Source organism: Methylosoma difficile, assembly GCF_054657615.1.
The window spans coordinates 1,075,787-1,095,000 of record NZ_BAAHYJ010000001.1 but is presented as its reverse complement, the minus strand read 5'-3'; the positions used below and the strand labels follow the sequence as shown (position 1 = coordinate 1,095,000).

The following is a 19,214-nucleotide window of genomic DNA, read 5'->3' as shown; positions in this document are numbered from 1 at the left end:
ACAACCAGACACCTTCATTAACCGTTAAAAACTTTTTTTCATAACCCGCCGCACGCAGCTCCGTTAAATCTGCTTGGGTATAGCTTTGATATGCGCCTTTCAGATGATCGGGAAAAGGAATGTATTCAATCTTTCCTTTGCCATGCCAAGCAACGACAGCTTCGGCGACGGCATTAAACGGCTCCGCCTTACCCGTGCCAACATTGAATACTCCCGACTGTGTCGGATTATCCAAAAACCATAAATTGACATCGACTACATCGCCAACGTACACAAAATCGCGCTGCTGTTCGCCATCTCCATAACCATCGCAACCGGCAAACAACTTCGCTACTTGGTCTTTAAGGATTTGTTGATTGAAGTGGAATGCCGTACTGCTCATCAAGCCTTTATGCTGTTCTCGGGGGCCGTAGACGTTAAAGTAACGGAATCCAGCGATTTGCGCCGTTGCTGTCGGCAAAATGCGCCGCACATATTGATCGAACTGGAACTTGGAATAGGCATACATATTGATCGGCTGCTCGCAGGCGCGGTCAACACGGAAGCCATTCTGCCCATTTCCGTAAACGGAAGCCGAAGAAGCATAAATAAACGGGATGCGCGCCGTTTGGCAATTATGCAGCAGTTGCTTGGAGTAGTCGTAATTGTTCTTCATGACATACTGACCATCCCATTCGGTGGTTGCCGAGCAAGCGCCTTGATGGAAAACGGCACGAACCTGACGCATAAAGGCCTGATCGTCCAACTTGGCAAACAAATCGTGCTTATCGCAATAATCGGCAATATCCAAATCGGCGATATTAAGCATTTTGCGCCCGTTGCTGAGATTATCGACCAGCAAAATCTCGCGCTCGCCGCGCTTGTTTAGCGCGCGGATCAGATTGCTGCCGATAAAGCCGGCACCGCCTGTGACAATAATCATTCAGCACCTCTCGCTTTATTTATCATATTGGTTGTCGATTGCCCTTCGACAAACGTCAAAACTTTCACTTCCCCGCCCGCCTTAATGACGCAATCACCACCCGCCACTTGGTCTGGCGTGTAATCGCCGCCTTTCACGATAACATTCGGCAACACCTTGCAATATAAACGCTCCGGCGTTTCTTCTTCGAAGGCCACCACCCAATCGACACAGGACAACGCCGCCAACACCGTCATTCGATGTTGCAGACCATTAATAGGGCGCGACTCGCCTTTGAGAATTTTCACTGATGCATCGGAATTGACCGCCACCACTAAACGATCACCCAAAGCACGCGCCTGTTGCAAATAGGTCACATGCCCGGCATGCAACAAATCAAAACAGCCGTTCGTCATAATGACCCGTTCGCCACTGGCTTTGGCATGCGTAATCAAACAAGCCAATTCATCTTCGGAAACCACACCATACTGCGCAGAACCGCCAGCACCGTGCATCGCACGAGCCAACTCTTCCACCGAGACGGTAGACGTTCCCAGCTTGCCCACGACAATACCGCCGGCAAGATTGGCAAAATACATAGCCTCCGTTAATGGTATTTGCGCCGCCATACACAAAGCCATCACGGCAATGACCGTATCGCCCGCACCGGTCACATCAAACACATCTTTGGCTTGGGCAGGAATGGATTGGCTTGCTTCAGGCTCGATCAGCGTCATGCCCGACTCACCGCGCGTCAGCAACAAATTGGCTATTTGGTGTTCGGCAAGCAGTTTACGGCCTTTTGCCTGTACGGCATCTTCATTAGCGCAAGCGCCTACAACGGCGAGAAACTCTCCTAGATTAGGCGTAATGACATCAGCATGGGCGTAGCGGCTAAAGTCCGTACCTTTAGGATCAATCAACACCTGTCTGCCCGCCGCTTTAGCAAGACCAATTATTTCAGCCGCATCCGCCAAGGTGCCTTTGCCATAATCCGACAACACCAATACGGCGTGGTCGGGCAATTGGCTTTGCAACAACGACTGCAAAGCCGAATGGTCAAATTGCAGCGGCACATCTTCAAAATCCACGCGAATTAACTGCTGGTGTTGCGCCATCACCCGCAATTTGCAGATAGTCCTCAAACCCGGCTGGACAACAAAGGCGCAATTGACGCCTTCCGCTTCCAAACTGGTTTTTAGCGCGACACCTTCCGCATCGTCACCGACCACGCCCAGCAAGGTCACTTGCCCGCCCAGACGGGCAATGTTCAGGGCGACATTGGCAGCACCACCGACGCGGTCTTCGTGGCTATTGACACGCACCACGGGGACGGGCGCTTCAGGAGAAATACGCGTGGCTTGCCCCGACCAGTAGCGGTCGAGCATGACATCGCCGATAACAACAATACGCGCCTGAGAAAAATCAGGAAGAGTGGCTAACATGAAGCATTCCTTAATTGATGGATAACACGGGGCGGATTGGAAACACCCGCCCTGCTTACGATGATGACTTGGCGCAGTGGCCTTCTATCCAACCGCACCACCAATGGCCTATTAAGATATGCGCCTCTTGGATACGTGCCGTGACACTGGATGGCACCACAATGCCGATACTGGCGTGGGGCAACAATTGCCCGCCATTGCCACCGGTCATGGCAATCACCGACAAGCCTTTCTGCTGCGCCACCTGTGCCGCTTTGATGATGTTCGGGCTTTTGCCGGAAGTGGAAATGGCGATCAGACAATCACCGGCCTGACCAAACGCCTCCACTTGACGCGAAAACACACTTTCAAAACCGACATCGTTGCTATGGGCGGTAAGAATCGACGAATCGGTGGTCAACGCCAGCGCCGGCAGGGCGACGCGGTCTATTTCATAACGGACCACCAGTTCAGCGGCGATATGCTGGCAATCGGCAGCACTGCCACCGTTACCACACAATAAAATCTTGCCGCCTTGGTTTAAGGTGTTGACCAACAAATCGCCAGCGGCCTCAATATCACCATTGATAGCCGCTAAGTTTTTGACCATTTCCAGATGGTCTTCCAATACGGAAATAAAGGTTTTCAAATAATCTCCTGATGTCGGGGTGGTTTTTTGGGAAATTAAAATGCGCCCTCATTATTTTCCCTAAACTGCATGGCGTGTAAGCGGGCATAAGCGCCATTCAGTGCCAGCAATTCGTTGTGCGAGCCGCGCTCGACAATGCGCCCGCGCTCCATCACCAAAATCACGTCGGCGTTTTCGATAGTGGACAAGCGATGCGCGATAACCAAGGTTGTGCGGTTGCCCATCACTTTTTGCAAAGCGGCTTGGATGTATCGCTCGGATTCGGTATCCAGCGCGGAAGTGGCCTCGTCCAAGATCAAAATCGGCGCATCTTTTAATAAAGCCCTTGCCAAAGCCAAACGCTGGCGCTGGCCACCGGACAATTTTACGCCGTTCTCGCCGATCTCCGTATCCAAGCCGTGTTCGTATTTGCTGATAAATTCCATTGCATAGGCATCGGTTGCCGCTTGTTCGATGGATTCACGGCTAGCGCCCGCCAAGGCACCGTAGGCAATGTTGTTGGCAATAGTGTCATTGAACAAAATCACCTGCTGGTTAACAAGGGCGATATGTTTTCGCAAATTGGCCAACTGGTAGTCGTTGATCTCGACGCCATCCAACAAGATTTGGCCTTGGTCGTGCGAATAAAAGCGCGACACCAAATTGACCAAGGTACTTTTGCCGCCTCCGGACGCGCCTACCAAAGCAATGGTTTGCCCAGGCTCGACCTTAAAGCTAATGTCGGTCAATGACGGCTCACTGGCACTGGCGTACTGGAAGGTCAGGTTTTTAAATTCCAATGCGCCTTGGCAGCGGTCGGGCGCGTAAGTGCCGCTATCCAGCTCGCCTTCCGTATCCAACACCTTAAACAAAGAATCTGCCGCAACAATGCCTTTTTGGATGTCGCTGTTCGCATCGCTGAGTTGCCGGAACGGGCGCGGCAACAAAAATGCCGCTGTCAAATAGCCGACAAACGAGCCAACACTGTCTTGTTCCATAAAAAACAAGGCCATATACATTAAAAACGCCAAGGCGACGGCAATCACCAACTGCATCAGCTGGTTGTGTACGGAACTGGTCGTTGTGGCTTTTAGCGATTGGCGGCGATTGTAGAGGCTGCTTTCCAGAAAACGGCGTTTTTCATAGGCTTCGCCGCCGTAACTGCGGACAATGCGATGTCCGTTGACCAATTCGGATGTGATGTGGGTCATATCGCCAATCGAGTTTTGGATACGCTGGCTCAACATCCGCAAACGCTTGCTGACATAATTGACCAACAAGGCAATCACGGGGGCCACCACCAAAAATACCAGCGACAATTGCCAGTTCATATAAAACAGGTAACCCAACAAACCCAACGCCGTCAGCCCTTCTTGAACGATCTTGCGGATAGCATCGGTGGTTGCCTGCGCCACTTGCCCGACATTGTGGGTAATCCTGGCGATCATATAGCCGCTGTTATTGTCATCAAAATACACCGTTGGCAGCTGCGTATATTTGTCAAACAACTCGCAACGCAACGCATGGATCACATTCAGCGACACTTTTGCCAAATAGTAGTTGCCCAAATAGTTGCCAATACCACGCAACACAACCAAGCCACTAAAATACAGCGGCAGATACAGCATTTTGTCACGCGATTTGGCCTGCACGGTGTCGATAATCTGCTGGATCAGGCTGGCAAACAGCGGCTGGGTGCTGGAGTAAATCAAAAAACCGAAAATACTGATGGCAAAAAGCAGCCGGTGCGACTTGGTGTAAGTCAGCAATCGCTTGTAAATTTCAAAATCTGTTTTGGATGTTTTGGACATATTATTTAATGTATTATAGAAAGCTTACGGCCTTTGCCGCCAAAGCACTGCTTGTGCCGTAGCCTATTATTTGTAACTGGAGCGCCACCATGCTTACCCATCAGCTAATACCTTACCTCAGCGAAGAAGACTATTTAGCGATGGAAATGTCCAGCCAAGAACGCCATGAATACGTTGACGGTGCTATTTTTGCCATGACTGGCGCAAGTCGGGCGCACAACCAGATCGGTGGCAATTTGTATAGTTTCCTGCACGCCCAAGTGAAAAACACACCGTTCCGCGTATACATGAGCGACGTTAAATTAAAAATCGCCCAGCGTAGAACCTACTACTATCCCGACCTGATGCTAGTTTGTAGCGAAAACGAAACCGACGCTTACGCCATCAGCGAGCCGTGCCTCATTATTGAAATCCTCTCGCCCGCCACCGCCCTGACTGATAAGCGCGAAAAGCTAGTTGCTTATCAAAATATTCCCAGTGTACAAGAATATTGCTTGGTTGCTCAAGACAAATACCGGGTGCAGAAGTACACACGCCAACCCAACCAACACGATTGGCATCTGAGCCAATACGGCAAAGGCGACAGCATCCGCTTTGGATGTGTGGATTGTGAAATCAGCTTGGCGGATTTATATGCGGGTGTGCTGAATTGAATCCTCCTCCTGTACCGTTATAATTGACCACCTCCCAACCATCCGTGCGGAAGAGCAAGCACACAACCGCAGGGCAGCCAGCCCGTATAAGCCACCCATCATGAACCACACCCTAGAAACGCCAGAACAAAACACGCTTCCTCCAGAAGTGACCATGGAAAACATGCCTTGCGAGTGCGGAAGTAGTCAAGAGACACCTATATTAATAGGTGAAGACTGGATCAATTATTTGCCGGGCAAATTCCAAGTTGTCCGCTGCCAAGCCTGCGGTTTGATGCGCACGAACCCAAGACCCAACCAAAATAGCATTGGGTTTTATTACCCTGACACTTATGCGCCCTATTTATCAACGCAAGTCAAAAACAACAATCCCAACAAAAAACCAAAAACTGGTTTTAAAAAATGGCTTTCTGATAACTTTAACGCCAACAGCAAAACCATCCTCCCGCCTATGCCGCCAGGAAACCTATTGGAGATTGGCTGTGGTTCCGGTGATTTTCTAATGACTATGCAGCAGCAAGGTTGGACTGTCAGCGGCCTTGAGCCTTCTGAATCGGCAGCAAATAGCGCGAAGCAACAAGGGCTTAATGTGACCTGCGGACTTCTCGAAGGAACCGAGCTTCCCAATAATCATTTCGATATGATCGTGGCATGGATGGTGGTTGAACATTTGCACCACCCGCTAGCGGGTTTGGAGAAACTCCATCAAGCCCTAAAACCTGGTGGCGCATTGGTTATCTCCGTTCCCGACCTAGGCGGGGTAGATTTTCAATTATTCAAACAAAATTACTACTCCCTGCATCTGCCAAACCACCTCTACCACTATACAAAACCAACCCTTCATACCTTGCTGGCAAAAACAGGCTTTAACCGCAGCCAATTTTATTGGCACCGTAACCCCAACAACCTCTATGCCAGCCTCGTCCGTATTTTTACCCTAAGACAACAACCGCGCCTTGCCACATTGATGCAAGAGGTGCAAGACCGGAAGCGCCTAAAACTTTTTTCGAAAATACTGGGCTGGTTGCTCGCCATCAGCAAACAAAGCGGCAGAATGACCGTTTGGGCTTATAAATGAGCTTAAAAATTGCTTGGAAACCCGTTTCGCAAGACAGAAATGTTGCCAGCGCAAGGATTCGCTGCCTTAATGTGATGGATCAGCTGCAGAAACAAGCTTGGCCCGTGAGCTTTTTCCAAGCCAATTCGCAAAACCGCTACGATGCCGTGGTGTTCAACAAAACCCATGACCACCAAAGCCTTGAACAGGCCAAACAATTAAAAAGCCAAGGCATTAAAGTCATCTTCGACTTATGCGACAACTACTTTTACAACCCGCAGCAATTGCCAGAAGTGGCGAAAGCCGCCGAAGTCATTCAGCAAATGATGCAACTTGCCGACCACACGGTCGCCTCGTCCGAGTATTTGGCAACGTGCATTGCAGAACATATTGATGCAACCAAAATCAGCATCATCGAAGATGCCGTCGATGAAATCCTGCCGCTCTGCCCCAAAGCCCTCACCTATTGGCAACAGCTACAAAAATACCAAAAACTTTCGGATCAAATCCAAGGCTGGCGAACCGAAGGCAGAACCTGCCTGGTCTGGTTTGGGATTGCAGGAGGTGGCAAAGCCGACTACGGCATGGGCGATTTAGCCAAGCTGGATACTTTTTTTAACGATGCCACATTCGCCAGCCAAACATCATTGACGGTTATCAGCAATAACCCGATATTATTTGCCGACCTAAGCAAACGTTGGCAAATTCCCAGCACCTATTTACCTTGGCATCCCAGCACTTTTGCGCACGCTTTCAGGTTGCATGACATCTCCATCATCCCGATTAGCCAAAATCCGTTTACCCTAGCAAAAACCAACAACCGCTTGGCACTGTCACTGCATTTGGGTTTGCCGGTGATTGCCGACAGCATTCCCAGCTACCAAGCCTTAAGCGAAGCGTGTTTTTTAGACGACTGGCAAAACGCATTCGATACTTACTTAAACAACCCAAACCAACGTTTTGCCCATGTTAATCAAGGTCGACGTTTATTATTGGACAAATGGTCGATTAACCATATTAGCCAACAGTGGGAACAACTTTTTTACCGTGTGACCGGATCATGAAAAACATAACGCATTTATTCGCCAGCGATACTACCCTGCACGACAAACCCTGGCTCATTATTGGCAAAGGCCCCAGTTACCAGCACATCAACCAAGTTGATCTGGCAGATTACCACGTACTGACACTCAATCATGTCATTAGCCAAATACCTGCCAAAATCAGCCATTTGATCGACATTGACGTGTTTGAAAGTTGTGCCGGACAAATCTTGGCTCAGGCAGATTACTTGGTGATGCCGTACTTTCCCCACCGCAATAACCAGCCAGGAAAAGACAGCTTACCGGAACTGCTCAAAAAACTACCCTTGCTGGCGCAAATGGATCAACAAGGCCGCCTGTTTTGGTATGACCATTTAGGCATCAAAGCCTTGTTAAAACACGGCAAATGGCCTGTTGGCCTACATCGGCAAATCCGCGTCAATTACTTTAGCGCCGAGGCTGCCGTTGATGTTTTAGCCACGCAAGGCATCAAAAAAATCCGCACATTGGGTGTGGATGGCGGCAGCAACTACAACAACGTTTTTGAGCAATCGTCGCCCACCACCTTGCTTGCCAACGGCAATAGCTCTTTTGACAGCCAATTTGCCGGCATCATAAAAAAAATCAGCCAATACAATCTCGATTACCAGGGCTTGGTCAACCATTACCCCATCAAGGTCTATGTCGCCACCCAAGAAGAGCAAATGCTCTCGGTCAAAGTGTTGGAATATTCCATCAAAAAACACGCCTCACAACCCGTAGAAGTGTTTCCGTTACACGAAGCCCAGATCCAATACCGCGAACCCAAAGACCCGCGCAACAAACAACGCACGCCATTTTCTTTCCAACGTTTTCTGATCCCACACCTTAACGGCTTGCAAGGACGCGCCATTTATTTGGATTCGGACATGCAGCTGTTTCGTGACATCAGCCAATTGTGGAACTTACCCATGGGTAGCCACGACTTAATCACCGTAACACCCAGCAAACGCGAAAAAAAACGCCGTCCACAATTTTCGGTGATGCTACTGGATTGCGAGAAGCTTGCCTGGACGGTTGATGGCATTATCGATGGTTTGGATAACGGCAGTTTTAGTTACGAAAGCTTAATGTACGAAATGGCAGCGGCAAAAAACATTGGCGTCTGCATACCTAGCGAATGGAATTGCTTGGAATGGTTTAAAGAAAACACCAGCTGCCTTGTCCATTACACCGACATGCCCACACAACCGTGGGTAAGTCGCGACAACAAACTGGAGCACTTATGGATGCAAGATTTGATAGAAGCTGTCGACACGGGTTTTATTGACATTGGCTTTGTCAAACAACACATCGAAAAAGGCTGGGTTAGGCCATCACTGATGTACCAAATTGAAAACAAAGTGCTGTCCAGCCTTAACTTACCCGCAGAGGTTTGCCAGCTGGACGAAGCCTTTGTTGCACCTTACAAAAGCCTGTAAACGAGGCAAGGATTTAACTGCAAATGTCTGAGCAATTCCTACCTTTGGTCTCGGTCGTGATAGCCACCTACAATGGCGAACGTTTTTTACGCGAACAGCTCGACAGCATCGTCAAACAATCCTACCCGAACATTGAAATCATCGCCGTTGATGATGGCTCCACAGACGGCACAGCCAGCATCCTTGCCGAATACGCCAACCGTTATGCCCACTTCAGGTACGAGGTCAACGCACAAAACCTTGGCTACCAAAAAAACTTTGAAAAAGGTTTTCTGATGGCTAAAGGCGACTACATCGCCCCCAGCGACCAAGACGACATTTGGCTAACCGATAAAATCGATGTTTTGCTGAAAGCCATCGGCGATTACGCTATTGTTTATTGCGATTCGGCCTTTATTGATAGCCAAGGTGAATTGCTGGGCGAAACCATGAGCGAAGCCAAAACCTTGATAGATTTTGACAATCCGTTGATGTTCGCCATCGGCGGCTCAGTTCCGGGCCATGCCATGCTCATCACCAAAAAACTCATGGCAGAAACCCTGCCATTCCCCGACTCGATGATGCCGCATGATTATTGGCTGGCCTTTGTGGCAACGTTTACCAGCTCGCTTAAATTTGTCCGCGAAGTTTTGGTGCATTACCGCCGCCATGACGCCAATGTTTTTGGCGCAATCAACAAAAAAAACAAAAAGCGGGAAACCACCGAACAACGCATTAAAAACGCACAACAACGCGTGCAAATGCTCTACGAACGCTGCCCAGATAGCTTGTACGCTGAAAAACAAGCTTATCGGCAATTGGCGAAGAGCTATGCCAGCTATTCGCTAAGCAATAATTTGTTACGTATGTGTTTGTTTTTCAAACACCGCAAAGCCTTTTTGTCGTATAAGAAACACAACGAGGCAAGACGTTTGCTATATTGCCTGAAAACCTTTTTCAAAATCATTTAACAGAAGCCCCGCTTTTATTCAAATAAACCATGAACAGCAACCCCAACCCGCCGTTAGTCAGCATTGTTTTGGCGACTTATAATGGCGAACGTTTTCTTGAACAGCAGCTCGACAGCCTTCTCAAGCAAACCCACCCCCACCTTGAAATTATCGCCATTGATGATGGTTCGTCAGATGACACGGTCAACATTCTGAATCGGTATGCTGGGCAACACCCTCAGTTAGCCGTGCATGTCAACGAACACAACCTAGGGCATGTCAAAACTTTTGAAAAAGGCTTTAAGCTGGCGAAAGGTGATTTTATAGCCCCGTGCGACCAAGACGACGTGTGGCTACCCACCAAAATAGAAGTCCTGCTTAAGCATATTGGCAATCATGCCATTGCCTATTGCGATTCAGCCTTTATTGACGGGCAAGGCCGCTTACTGGGCCAAATGATGGGAGACACAAAAAACATGGTCGATTTTGATAACCCGCTCAGCTATGTTGAAGTGGGCATTTCTGCATTAGGTCATGCCATGTTAATCGCCAAACCCGTCGCTTTGGCAGCTATGCCCTTCCCTTATCGCTTCTCACACGACAACTGGCTAGGTTTTGTCGCCTCATTTAACGGTGGCGTGAAATTTGTCGATGCGGTTTTGGTGCAGTACCGCCGCCATGATGCCAACCAAACCAATGCGCTCAATAAAAAAGACCGCATCAAATTGGCGAAAAAAAGAAAAACCCGCCAACAACGGATTGAGTACGCCCAGTTGCGCTTAATGGCGATGTGTGAAAAATGCCCCGATTCCCTGCCGGAAAAAGCGATTTTATATCAACTACATAAAAGCCAAAGCAGCTTTTCTTTAACAAACAATTGGCTAAGGATGCGGCTGTATTTCCGGCACCGCCAAGCCATTTTGCGCCACAAAAAATACCACAATCCTGACCTGAAACAGCGTTTGCATTGCCTGCGCGCGTTTTACAAAATGATCTGAAACTTATGACACCACCCAGCAACATTATCATCAGTCGCACCGACAGCATCGGTGATGTCGTCTTAACGCTACCCATGGCAGCGCTCTTAAAAAAACATTTCCCCGACATCGTCATTGGCTTTCTAGGCACACCCTACACACGGGCAATTATTGAAGCCTGTCCTTATATTGACGAATTTATCAGCCAAGAAGATTTTTTACAGCATCCCATCACGTTAGCAGGCCAAGCACCGCAAGCCATTTTGCACGTGCTACCAAGGCCCGTGCTTGCCAAACGCGCCAAAGAACTGCAAATCCCTTGGCGCATTGGCACCCTCAACCGTTGGTATCATTGGTATACCTGCAATAAATGGGTGAAGCTCAGCCGCAACAAATCACCTTTGCATGAAGCGCAGTTAAACCTAAAGCTGCTAAAACCACTGGGAATTTCTGGCGACTTTCCTTTACCTGCAGTTGCCGGGTTAACGGATATGAGCCGCTTGCCTGCATTGAAGCCAGAGTTTGCCAACTTATTGCAGGCCGATAAATTCAAGCTGATTCTGCATCCCAAATCTCGCGGCAGCGCACGGGAATGGAATCTTGCCCACTACGCCAGCTTGATAAAGCAACTCGACCCCAATCAGTTTCAAATTTTTATTTCCGGCACGGCACACGAAAAAGCGGCTTTGGAACCGTTGTTCGCCGAAATTGGCGAGCGCGTCACCGACCTGACCGGATTAATGAGCTTGGCGGAATTCATTCCCTTTATTGCCGCTTGCGATGGCCTGATTGCCTGCAGCACGGGGCCATTGCACATTGCCGCCGCCCTACAAAAACATGCGATCGGCATTTACCCACCGATGAAGCCTATCCATCCAGGGCGCTGGCAACCGGTCGGCAAAAAAGCCAAAGTATTTGTGCTGGAAAAATCGTGTAACGATTGCAGAAAGGACAAAATCCATTGCCCTTGCATGGAAAGCATTGCACCGGTTGCCATCAAGGACTATTTGCAATCGGTATATGCTGACAGATAGGTTTGAAGAAGGGAAAATGGAGTAAAAATGCATTTACTCCATTTGGAAATGGCGGGCTTAAACTTCGGCGGTATTCAACCAAAGATCGTGCTTGTTACAAACGCTCAGCGCATAAAACACACCGCTGTAACTATCTAATGTAAAGGTTGACACAGCTACTTTGTCTTCCACGGGGTTGAACATGTGTTCGGCAATGAATTTATAATCTTTGTCCAACAAAACGTGCTTGACGATGTAATGCTCGTAACCTTTCATTTCATGAGCGGTGACCACTTTGACGGTGATTTTGCCGTTAGCGGTGTTCACTTCGATATTGGGCACATGGGTTGCTTCCTTTCCGCTCCATCGGCCTGACGAATCTTTGGTGTAGTACAGGTCAGCCGTTGGGTGATGGGCGGTGCTTTCTGCCATGGCTGCCGCAGGGGCAATGACACCCGCAGCCAAACCCGCTGCGCTTAGTTGGATAAAATGACGACGATCCATAGTTTTTCCTCTTGATGGGTAAGTTGATGGCAATGTTGGCTGACTATACGCCTAGCCATCTTAAATTTAAACTAAAACACTTATTCGTTTCCTGAACCCTGATAAGCATCATCACGGCCTTTCTGTGCTTTCAACCACTCACCGACGTCACGCCAAGCCTTAAAGACCAAGGGTGCGCCGCCAATAGCGACCGCATCAACCAAACAATACCACGCCGCTACGCCGCTGGGCGGATTGCCTTGCTGCCAATGCAAAACGGGGTCTATCGAGGCCCACTTCCACGTGCCGACCGCCGTACCAATCAGCTCCAGCCAAGTGGTGATAAAAAACGCCGCCAGATAAACCATGGGCGAGCGGCCTTTAAACAAATAAACCAAAAACACGCAAAACAGCATCGCACCAACCCAATCGCCTTGTTCTGGAATACCGCTAACTCCCCATAACGACCATAAGCCACAAACGACCAGCACAAAAGTAGTGATGGCGCGTGCATGGGTCATGAAGAAACCAGAGCGTGCCAAGGCTACGGCGGTCAGATAGACCATGCCGTGTCCTGGCGGCACATAGGCCGGCACATTTCCGAAACGATAGGTGTAACCGCCCATAAAAGGCGAAGCGAAATGTTCGCCAATGGTGGCAAACATAACGGCAATCAGCACTTGCACGCGAACCTCTTTGTTTTCGCCCAGCAACAATCCTATCAGAAACACCCAGCCGCACACGCCCAAGGCGTTTTGTTTAGCCATATCGGCATTGGCATCGCTGATTAAGCACACGGCAACGCAAAAAAAGGTGAACGCGGCAATAAAATAATCACGCTTTTTATGCGGATAGATAATTCCGGCTTCTGGAAAATGGCGTAACACGGCAACCTCTTATGGATTAAAACAACAATCTGGATTTTTAAACAAACAACCAAGCCACGACCGCGTAACGTGCCAGCTTGCCTAATAAAATCAATAATATTCCTGACAGTAGCGGCTGTTTTAACCACCCTGCCGCAAAACACAACACATCACCCACCACCGGCAACCAAGTCAACAACAACACCCATTGGCCTCTAGTTTTGACGACATCCAAGGCTTTTTGCTTGTTTGCTGGCAGTAACGTAGCCGCCGGAAATTTTTGGCTGGTCAGATAGCCTAAAAACCACGTCGTCATGGCTCCTAAAGTGTTGCCAACCGTTGCCGCCAACAGCAATTCCGGCAAAGGGTAATGCTGGGTTACCAAATAGGCCAAAACCGCTTCCGATCCGCCGGGTGCCAAGGTAGACGAGATGAAGGCACTGAGAAACAATCCCCAAATTTCAGTCATAGGTCAATAGTTGGGCAAACAAAAAACTCATCCCTAGGAAAGTCTGGTCAATCCCTGTCCGAAATAGCCATTCCAATGGCTCCGACCCTAAATTTATGCGAAAAAAAACCCCTGATGTTGCACAGGGGTTTTCTGGTTGCCATCAGATTAATTACCTGGCAATACTTTATTTTTGTCGCCAGTAACCAGTTTGAGCAAGCGGGTTGCCAAAACAACCAATGCTTCAATCCCCATCCGCAACCATTCAAACACGGTTGCGACGGCTTCTGAGGCACTCATTCCGTCAAACTTACGTGCCAAAAATGCTGCCAAACCTAAACCGATTGCCAAACCAACGACAGTTAAGCCTGAAAAACCTGATTCTGGCTGTGGCTGTGCAGATACGGCCGGTGCAGCCGCAACAACAGCAACGTCAGGAATTTTTGCCGCAGTTTCTGCTGCTTTTAACAATTCTGGTAACGTGGCCTTGTAATCGTCGGCGTAAGTCATTGCGGTCACACCAGGAATGCTTGGCAAATCACCATCGCCATCACCCACTTTCAGCTGGGCTTTCATGCCCTTTTCCATGTGCTGGGCAATATCGCAATGCACCAAGTAAGTTTTGTCGCCTGGCGGCAAAATCAACGTGCCGGACACTTTACCCGGGCCACTGACTTCCAAATGGAACATACCTTTTGGATACAAATACTTAGGCAAACCATGCATCATCCATTGGTGGCGGATGTTATCTTCATTAACGAAATGCACGGTCAGCTTGGTACAAGGTTCAAATTGGAATTCCTGTGTGTCGAAGGCATACATCCGACCTGGAAATTTTTCCGCAAATTTGTGACCGGCATGGACGGTGATTTCTTTGGTTTCGGAAATGCTGTCGCAACCGCCCGGCAAAGTGTTGGCATTTTGCCCCATCACCATGCCACCGCCCATGTCCATCAAATGACCATCACCATGATCCATGAGCATACCGTCGTGGTCTTCAATGTCTACTGCGCCGACTGTGGCGGAAAACATCGCCACCAATAAGCCAACCGACAATAACTTCAACATTTTTCGTCTCCTCTGTTAAATCTTAACCGGCTATTGACAGCCGATCCGTCCAGCCAAGCATTGCGCTGACCGCAGTTATCCGTTTTAAGCTTTTGCTTTACCAATCATTTTATCAATCGCTGATTTGAAGCCTGCGTGTGACAAGTACAAAATGTACAAGCCCGCAAACGCAAAGAAAGCATACAACAACAGGCTAGTACCGCTAGTAGCGGGACCAGTGCCGGCAGTAAAGCCCATGTGGGCATCTAAACGGTCACCTTGATCTGGAACCAAAGTGATATGGATCAAATATTTGCCTGGATCAGGCACGCCGTTTGGCAACTCCAGGTTAACCGTTCCATTTTTGTGTTTTGCCGCAGGCAAGAAGAAAACTTGTGTGCCTTCTGGCTCTTTAGTTACTTCGAACTCAACCGTCATGTTTCTATAGCGCATGTCTTGGTAGTCGAAGACTAACTGGGTTTTAGTGTTAGTTCCTGGCAATTTGCCGCAGAACTCTTCAGCAGAATAGGCCACAGGTTGGTAGGCAGTGTAATGGATCCAATGAGTTGGTTCTAACTCAAACTTACATTGATCGGTATCTGTACCGGCAGCGCCACCGTGAGCCCATACAGAGGCCGACAAGGCCAAACCCAAAAATACCAGTAAACCCTTTCTAAAAATCTTTGCTGTGTTCATAATACCTTCCAGTTTCGATAGTTATTATTATAAAAAATTAATTGCACAAAACGCGTCAAATATCCAAGCGCCTATCTTCCGCGCAAAGCCCTTCTGATAACGACTGCGAACTCTAGCACATCACCCTACCCAAATAAAGGAATTGATGGAAAAGCACCCATCGAATTAACATTACAAAAGAGGCGGTAATAGTTTTCCTGTTCTATTGCTATACTGACTTCCTTTTCGTAGACTTAAACCAACTTCATTTAAACGGAACCGTCGAAACATGTCATCCCTGACTCACTCTAAAGCATGGTCTGAACTTCTATCCCACTACCAACAAATCGAAAGCCATTCCTTACGAGATGAATTTGCGCAAGACCCCAACCGTTTCAAAAAATTCTCCATCACGTTTAATGACATCCTCTTTGATTACTCCAAAAACAGAATAACTGACCAGACTATACCATTATTAATGGATCTGGCTAATTTTGCCGACTTAAAAAATAAAATAGAGGCGATGTTCAACGGCGAGACCATCAACACCACCGAACACCGTGCAGTACTGCACACCGCCTTACGCAACCGCAGCAACCGCCCTATCTACGTCGAAGGCCAAGATGTTATGCCGCAAATCAACGCGGTGCTGGCAAAAATGCGTACCTTTTGTGAGCGCGTCCGCTCCGGTGAATGGAAAGGCTATACCGGAAAAACCATCACCGACGTGGTCAACATTGGCATTGGCGGTTCTGGCTTAGGCCCCAAAATGGTGTCAATGACACTGACGCCCTATAGCTCGACACTTAAAGTCCATTATGTTTCCAATATCGACCAAACCGATATTGTCGAAAAGCTCAAACCCCTCAATCCAGAAACCACATTATTTATTGTGGCTTCCAAAGTATTTTCCACCCAAGAAACCATGATGAACGCCAAATCGGCAAAACGCTGGTTTCTGGACACCGCTAAAGACCCTGACACGATTGCCAAACATTTTGTCGCCATCTCCACCCATGCCGAAAATGTCGCCGCCTTTGGCATCGACACCGACAACATGTTTGAATTTTGGGATTGGGTCGGTGGGCGTTATTCGCTATGGTCGGCAGTGGGCTTATCCATCGCCCTTTATATTGGCATGGACAATTTTGAAGAGCTGCTGCAAGGCGCATTCGAAGCCGACGAGCATTTCCGCAACTCGCCGTTTGAACAAAATATCCCCGTGCTGATGGGCTTGCTAGGCGTTTGGTATAACAACTTCTTCCACGCCGAATCCTACGCCTTATTGCCCTACGACCAATCCATGCGCTATTTCGCCGACTATTTCCAACAAGGCGATATGGAAAGCAACGGCAAAAGCGTGGATATGAATGGCGAAAAAGTGGATTACAACACGGGACCGATCATCTGGGGGCAACCCGGCACTAACGGTCAGCACGCGTTTTTCCAACTGATCCACCAAGGCACCAAATTAGTCCCTTGCGACTTTCTGGTTGCCGCCAACAGCCATTACGACTTGCCTGAACACCATGACATTTTGGTCTCCAACTTCTTGGCGCAACCCGAAGCCTTAATGCGCGGCAAAACCGAAGAAGAAGTGCTGCAATCGTTAACGCCTGAAGAACAAAAAGATGCGGTATTAGTCGCCTCAAAAGTGTTTGAAGGCAACAAACCATCGAACTCTTTCCTGTTCAAAAAAATGACACCCAAAACCTTGGGTTCATTATTGGCGTTCTACGAACACAAAATTTTTGTGCAAGGCGTCATTTGGAACATCAACTCGTTCGACCAAATGGGCGTGGAATTGGGCAAAATTCTGGCAAACAAAATTTTGCCGGAATTAAAAAATGAAGAAACCATCAGAAGCCATGATTGTTCAACCAATGGCTTGATTAACGCTTACAAACAATTACGCGGGCATTAACCCAAAGCCGGCTGCAAGGCGCAAACCGCCATGCAGCCCATCACCGCCTAGCTCGGAAAAAATCCCGCAACAAATCACCGCACGGGGCTTCCAACACCCCGCCCTGCCAATCAAGCCGATGGTTTAGAAACGGCGCATCTGCCAAACTTACCGCGCTGCACACTGCACCACGCTTAGCGTCAAACGCCCCGAACACCAAACGCCTGACCCGCGCATGGCTGATCGCGCCCATACACATCACACACGGCTCTAACGTGACGTAAAGCGTGGCATCCATCAGACGATAGTTTTGCAAGACCTTGCCGCCCGCACGCAAAGCCATCATTTCCGCATGCGCACTAGGATCATGATCGGCTATCGGGCTATTCCAACCTTCGGCAAGGCAGCGCCCGTCTTTTACCAACACCGCGCCCACCGGCACTTCACCCAAATCTTCCGCCCGTTGCGCCAAGCGGATGGCATAGCGCATCCACGCTTCGTCGTCAGCATTCACTTCCATTTAACTAGCTCCTGCCAATAATGCAGTCATTTCAGCAAACAAGGGTCTGCGCTCGCTTTCTTCAGACAAACACGCCTGCTTCAGCCCATCAAGCAATCCGAACACCGGAAGCTCATCGGGTAGTGGCGTGCAATGTTCCAGCAACTCTTCCAATAGGCAACCAAACGCCCTGACCTCTATCCGCTGTAGGTCGTTGGCAATAGCCTGATCGTCGTTTGCATAAAAAGAAGCCGCACCGAAATCGCCAAGCAAAGCCTGGCCTTGCCCATCCTGCAAAATATTATGTCCATACAGGTCACCATGCATAATGCCTTGCCGGTGCAAATGCTGGGCAGCAAAAGCCACGCCCTGCGCGATTGCCAGAACTTCTGGCAATCCGAAACGGGTATCGGCGGGATAAATGTCGCGGGTACACGAGGCAAAACTAGGAGGGCCTGCCAAGTTTTTGAAGGACGGATCAACCAAGGTCATGACCAAGCCACTGGCATCCGAGGGATGCCCGCTGATTTTGCCAAGCACGTCGATCAGATTAGGATGCAATCCGGCAGCAATAGCCGCCGCCATCTCAGAATGAGGCAATCCATCACTGGTGACCGCCCCTTTGAACAACTTGACCGCCACACCTTTCGTAGCGCCGCCGTCATCGCCATAGTCCGCATAATGGATAACGCCGGAAGCGCCTTCGCCTAGCGACGGCCCAAGCGCCAGCCTAGCCCAAGGTATATCGGCAACAGATGACGCGGCTAGTTTTTGGCTTTCCAAGCTCGCACAGAACGGATTGCCAGAATACGCCAGCCACGACAAGCGCGGCAAAGCCAACAGCCACATTGGCAACGCGTCAAACTGATTGGCAGCGATACGGAGCAGCTCAAGCTGTTTGCAGTTGGCAAGTGAAGCCGGCAAAGCGCGGAGTTTGTTACCCGCCAACATCAGCTTTTGCAACTGCGCGCAATCGCCTAGAGCGTCGGACAAAGCTTCAATTTGATTATCCGTCAGGATCAACCAACGCAATTTTGGCGGCAACGATTGGGCGGGCACATGGCGGATACGGTTTGCCTTAAAGCCAATCATACTGAGTTCAGGGCAACGCCCTAGCACGGGCGGCAATTCGGTGAACGGGTTGTCGGAACAAAAAAGGATACGTAGCTTGCCAAGCTGCGCCAAATCATCAGGAAGATCAGAAAGCGCGTTGCCTGAAAGATCCAGAATTTCCAGTGTGTCCGCCAGATTGAAAATTTCGCGGGGAAATTGGCTTAAGCCACAAGATAATTTCAGATGGCGGATTCCGGCTAGTTCGCCGGACCGGAGCTGGTCAAGTGTTTGCATATTGACGGGGAAGTTGGGCGGCTTGAAACGCACTCACAATAAAGCGCGTT

General features: G+C 49.1%; 19 protein-coding genes (1 of these 19 cut by a window edge). 8 read left to right on the top strand and 11 right to left on the bottom strand.

Annotated elements, in window-relative coordinates; translation table 11 throughout:
• The 4 genes in view from rfaD to msbA are tightly spaced (at most 55 nt apart) and all read right to left on the bottom strand, a layout consistent with a single transcriptional unit that may run on beyond the window.
• Positions 1-922: the 5' portion of an ADP-glyceromanno-heptose 6-epimerase gene (gene rfaD / locus ACYQ1O_RS05340; RefSeq protein WP_459990596.1), read on the bottom strand. 23 nt of this gene lie to the left of the window's left edge; only the first 922 of its 945 coding nucleotides appear in the window; its start codon is at positions 920-922; its stop codon lies off the left edge, out of view.
• Positions 919-2,346: a bifunctional D-glycero-beta-D-manno-heptose-7-phosphate kinase/D-glycero-beta-D-manno-heptose 1-phosphate adenylyltransferase HldE gene (gene hldE, locus ACYQ1O_RS05335; protein ID WP_459990595.1), complete on the bottom strand. Its 1,428-nt coding sequence runs from the start codon at positions 2,344-2,346 to the stop codon at positions 919-921. Before hldE ends, rfaD begins: the two co-directional genes overlap by 4 nt.
• Before the next feature lie 55 nt (positions 2,347-2,401).
• The gene (locus tag ACYQ1O_RS05330; protein WP_459990594.1) at positions 2,402-2,974 is read right to left on the bottom strand and encodes a D-sedoheptulose-7-phosphate isomerase; all 573 of its coding nucleotides are present in this window, start codon (positions 2,972-2,974) and stop codon (positions 2,402-2,404) included.
• A gap of 35 nt (positions 2,975-3,009) precedes the next feature.
• Complete coding sequence (msbA, locus tag ACYQ1O_RS05325; RefSeq protein ID WP_459990593.1) at positions 3,010-4,764, bottom strand: lipid A export permease/ATP-binding protein MsbA; 1,755 nt, start codon at positions 4,762-4,764, stop codon at positions 3,010-3,012.
• Between the two features lie 89 nt (positions 4,765-4,853).
• Here msbA and ACYQ1O_RS05320 point away from each other — a divergent pair, with 89 nt between their 5' ends.
• The 7 genes from ACYQ1O_RS05320 (at position 4,854) to ACYQ1O_RS05290 (ending at position 11,917) form a co-directional block, all read left to right on the top strand.
• Positions 4,854-5,417, top strand: a complete 564-nt coding sequence (locus tag ACYQ1O_RS05320; protein WP_459990592.1) for a Uma2 family endonuclease — start codon at positions 4,854-4,856, stop codon at positions 5,415-5,417.
• A 100-nt stretch (positions 5,418-5,517) separates the two neighbouring features.
• Positions 5,518-6,495 carry a class I SAM-dependent methyltransferase gene (locus ACYQ1O_RS05315; RefSeq protein WP_459990591.1) on the top strand — a complete coding sequence of 326 codons (978 nt, stop codon included), beginning with the start codon at positions 5,518-5,520 and terminating at the stop codon, positions 6,493-6,495.
• Positions 6,492-7,538 (top strand): glycosyltransferase family protein, encoded by a 1,047-nt coding sequence (locus ACYQ1O_RS05310; RefSeq protein ID WP_459990590.1) that lies wholly within the window; start codon positions 6,492-6,494, stop codon positions 7,536-7,538. The genes ACYQ1O_RS05315 and ACYQ1O_RS05310 overlap by 4 nt, the downstream gene beginning before the upstream one ends.
• Entirely contained in the window at positions 7,535-8,977 is a 1,443-nt protein-coding gene (locus ACYQ1O_RS05305; protein ID WP_459990589.1) for a glycosyltransferase, read from the top strand. The genes ACYQ1O_RS05310 and ACYQ1O_RS05305 overlap by 4 nt, the downstream gene beginning before the upstream one ends.
• Positions 8,978-9,000: 23 nt before the next feature.
• Positions 9,001-9,927 (top strand): glycosyltransferase family 2 protein, encoded by a 927-nt coding sequence (locus tag ACYQ1O_RS05300; protein WP_459990588.1) that lies wholly within the window; start codon positions 9,001-9,003, stop codon positions 9,925-9,927.
• Between the two features lie 29 nt (positions 9,928-9,956).
• Positions 9,957-10,904, top strand: coding sequence for a glycosyltransferase (locus ACYQ1O_RS05295; RefSeq protein ID WP_459990587.1), 948 nt, complete (start codon positions 9,957-9,959; stop codon positions 10,902-10,904).
• Positions 10,905-10,909: 5 nt separating this feature from the next.
• Positions 10,910-11,917: a glycosyltransferase family 9 protein gene (locus ACYQ1O_RS05290; protein WP_459990586.1), complete on the top strand. Its 1,008-nt coding sequence runs from the start codon at positions 10,910-10,912 to the stop codon at positions 11,915-11,917.
• Between the two features lie 57 nt (positions 11,918-11,974).
• Here the strand turns inward: ACYQ1O_RS05290 and ACYQ1O_RS05285 are convergent, their stop codons facing one another.
• The 5 genes from ACYQ1O_RS05285 to ACYQ1O_RS05265 form a co-directional block, all read right to left on the bottom strand.
• A complete protein-coding gene (locus ACYQ1O_RS05285; protein WP_459990585.1) occupies positions 11,975-12,400 on the bottom strand; it encodes a desulfoferrodoxin family protein in 426 nt (141 codons plus the stop codon).
• An 80-nt stretch (positions 12,401-12,480) separates the two neighbouring features.
• A complete protein-coding gene (locus tag ACYQ1O_RS05280; RefSeq protein ID WP_459990584.1) occupies positions 12,481-13,266 on the bottom strand; it encodes a hypothetical protein in 786 nt (261 codons plus the stop codon).
• A 37-nt stretch (positions 13,267-13,303) separates the two neighbouring features.
• Positions 13,304-13,714 (bottom strand): YqaA family protein, encoded by a 411-nt coding sequence (locus tag ACYQ1O_RS05275; RefSeq protein ID WP_459990583.1) that lies wholly within the window; start codon positions 13,712-13,714, stop codon positions 13,304-13,306.
• A 147-nt stretch (positions 13,715-13,861) separates the two neighbouring features.
• Complete coding sequence (locus ACYQ1O_RS05270) at positions 13,862-14,761, bottom strand: copper oxidase (protein WP_459990582.1); 900 nt, start codon at positions 14,759-14,761, stop codon at positions 13,862-13,864.
• Positions 14,762-14,845: 84 nt separating this feature from the next.
• Entirely contained in the window at positions 14,846-15,436 is a 591-nt protein-coding gene (locus ACYQ1O_RS05265) for a hypothetical protein (RefSeq protein ID WP_459990581.1), read from the bottom strand.
• A gap of 268 nt (positions 15,437-15,704) precedes the next feature.
• Here ACYQ1O_RS05265 and pgi point away from each other — a divergent pair, with 268 nt between their 5' ends.
• The gene (gene pgi / locus ACYQ1O_RS05260) at positions 15,705-17,339 is read left to right on the top strand and encodes a glucose-6-phosphate isomerase (RefSeq protein WP_459990580.1); all 1,635 of its coding nucleotides are present in this window, start codon (positions 15,705-15,707) and stop codon (positions 17,337-17,339) included.
• Between the two features lie 40 nt (positions 17,340-17,379).
• On the opposite strand, the gene tadA is transcribed toward pgi, so the two are convergent.
• Both tadA and ACYQ1O_RS05250 read right to left on the bottom strand, forming a co-directional pair.
• Positions 17,380-17,838 (bottom strand): tRNA adenosine(34) deaminase TadA, encoded by a 459-nt coding sequence (gene tadA, locus ACYQ1O_RS05255; RefSeq protein ID WP_459990579.1) that lies wholly within the window; start codon positions 17,836-17,838, stop codon positions 17,380-17,382.
• A complete protein-coding gene (locus ACYQ1O_RS05250; protein WP_459990578.1) occupies positions 17,839-19,164 on the bottom strand; it encodes a leucine-rich repeat-containing protein kinase family protein in 1,326 nt (441 codons plus the stop codon).
• Positions 19,165-19,214: the final 50 nt, after the last annotated feature.

Excerpts from the sequence above, each read along its gene's own strand:
- msbA (WP_459990593.1), bottom strand. The coding sequence starts at position 4,764 with ATGTCCAAAACATCCAAAACAGATTTTGAAATTTACAAGCGATTGCTG.
- ACYQ1O_RS05250 (WP_459990578.1), bottom strand. The coding sequence starts at position 19,164 with ATGCAAACACTTGACCAGCTCCGGTCCGGCGAACTAGCCGGAATCCGC.
- ACYQ1O_RS05315 (WP_459990591.1), top strand. The coding sequence starts at position 5,518 with ATGAACCACACCCTAGAAACGCCAGAACAAAACACGCTTCCTCCAGAA.
- ACYQ1O_RS05285 (WP_459990585.1), bottom strand. The coding sequence starts at position 12,400 with ATGGATCGTCGTCATTTTATCCAACTAAGCGCAGCGGGTTTGGCTGCG.
- tadA (WP_459990579.1), bottom strand. The coding sequence starts at position 17,838 with ATGGAAGTGAATGCTGACGACGAAGCGTGGATGCGCTATGCCATCCGC.
- hldE (WP_459990595.1), bottom strand. The coding sequence starts at position 2,346 with ATGTTAGCCACTCTTCCTGATTTTTCTCAGGCGCGTATTGTTGTTATC.
- ACYQ1O_RS05265 (WP_459990581.1), bottom strand. The coding sequence starts at position 15,436 with ATGAACACAGCAAAGATTTTTAGAAAGGGTTTACTGGTATTTTTGGGT.
- ACYQ1O_RS05270 (WP_459990582.1), bottom strand. The coding sequence starts at position 14,761 with ATGTTGAAGTTATTGTCGGTTGGCTTATTGGTGGCGATGTTTTCCGCC.
- pgi (WP_459990580.1), top strand. The coding sequence starts at position 15,705 with ATGTCATCCCTGACTCACTCTAAAGCATGGTCTGAACTTCTATCCCAC.
- ACYQ1O_RS05275 (WP_459990583.1), bottom strand. The coding sequence starts at position 13,714 with ATGACTGAAATTTGGGGATTGTTTCTCAGTGCCTTCATCTCGTCTACC.
- ACYQ1O_RS05310 (WP_459990590.1), top strand. The coding sequence starts at position 6,492 with ATGAGCTTAAAAATTGCTTGGAAACCCGTTTCGCAAGACAGAAATGTT.
- ACYQ1O_RS05295 (WP_459990587.1), top strand. The coding sequence starts at position 9,957 with ATGAACAGCAACCCCAACCCGCCGTTAGTCAGCATTGTTTTGGCGACT.
- ACYQ1O_RS05320 (WP_459990592.1), top strand. The coding sequence starts at position 4,854 with ATGCTTACCCATCAGCTAATACCTTACCTCAGCGAAGAAGACTATTTA.
- ACYQ1O_RS05300 (WP_459990588.1), top strand. The coding sequence starts at position 9,001 with ATGTCTGAGCAATTCCTACCTTTGGTCTCGGTCGTGATAGCCACCTAC.
- ACYQ1O_RS05290 (WP_459990586.1), top strand. The coding sequence starts at position 10,910 with ATGACACCACCCAGCAACATTATCATCAGTCGCACCGACAGCATCGGT.
- ACYQ1O_RS05305 (WP_459990589.1), top strand. The coding sequence starts at position 7,535 with ATGAAAAACATAACGCATTTATTCGCCAGCGATACTACCCTGCACGAC.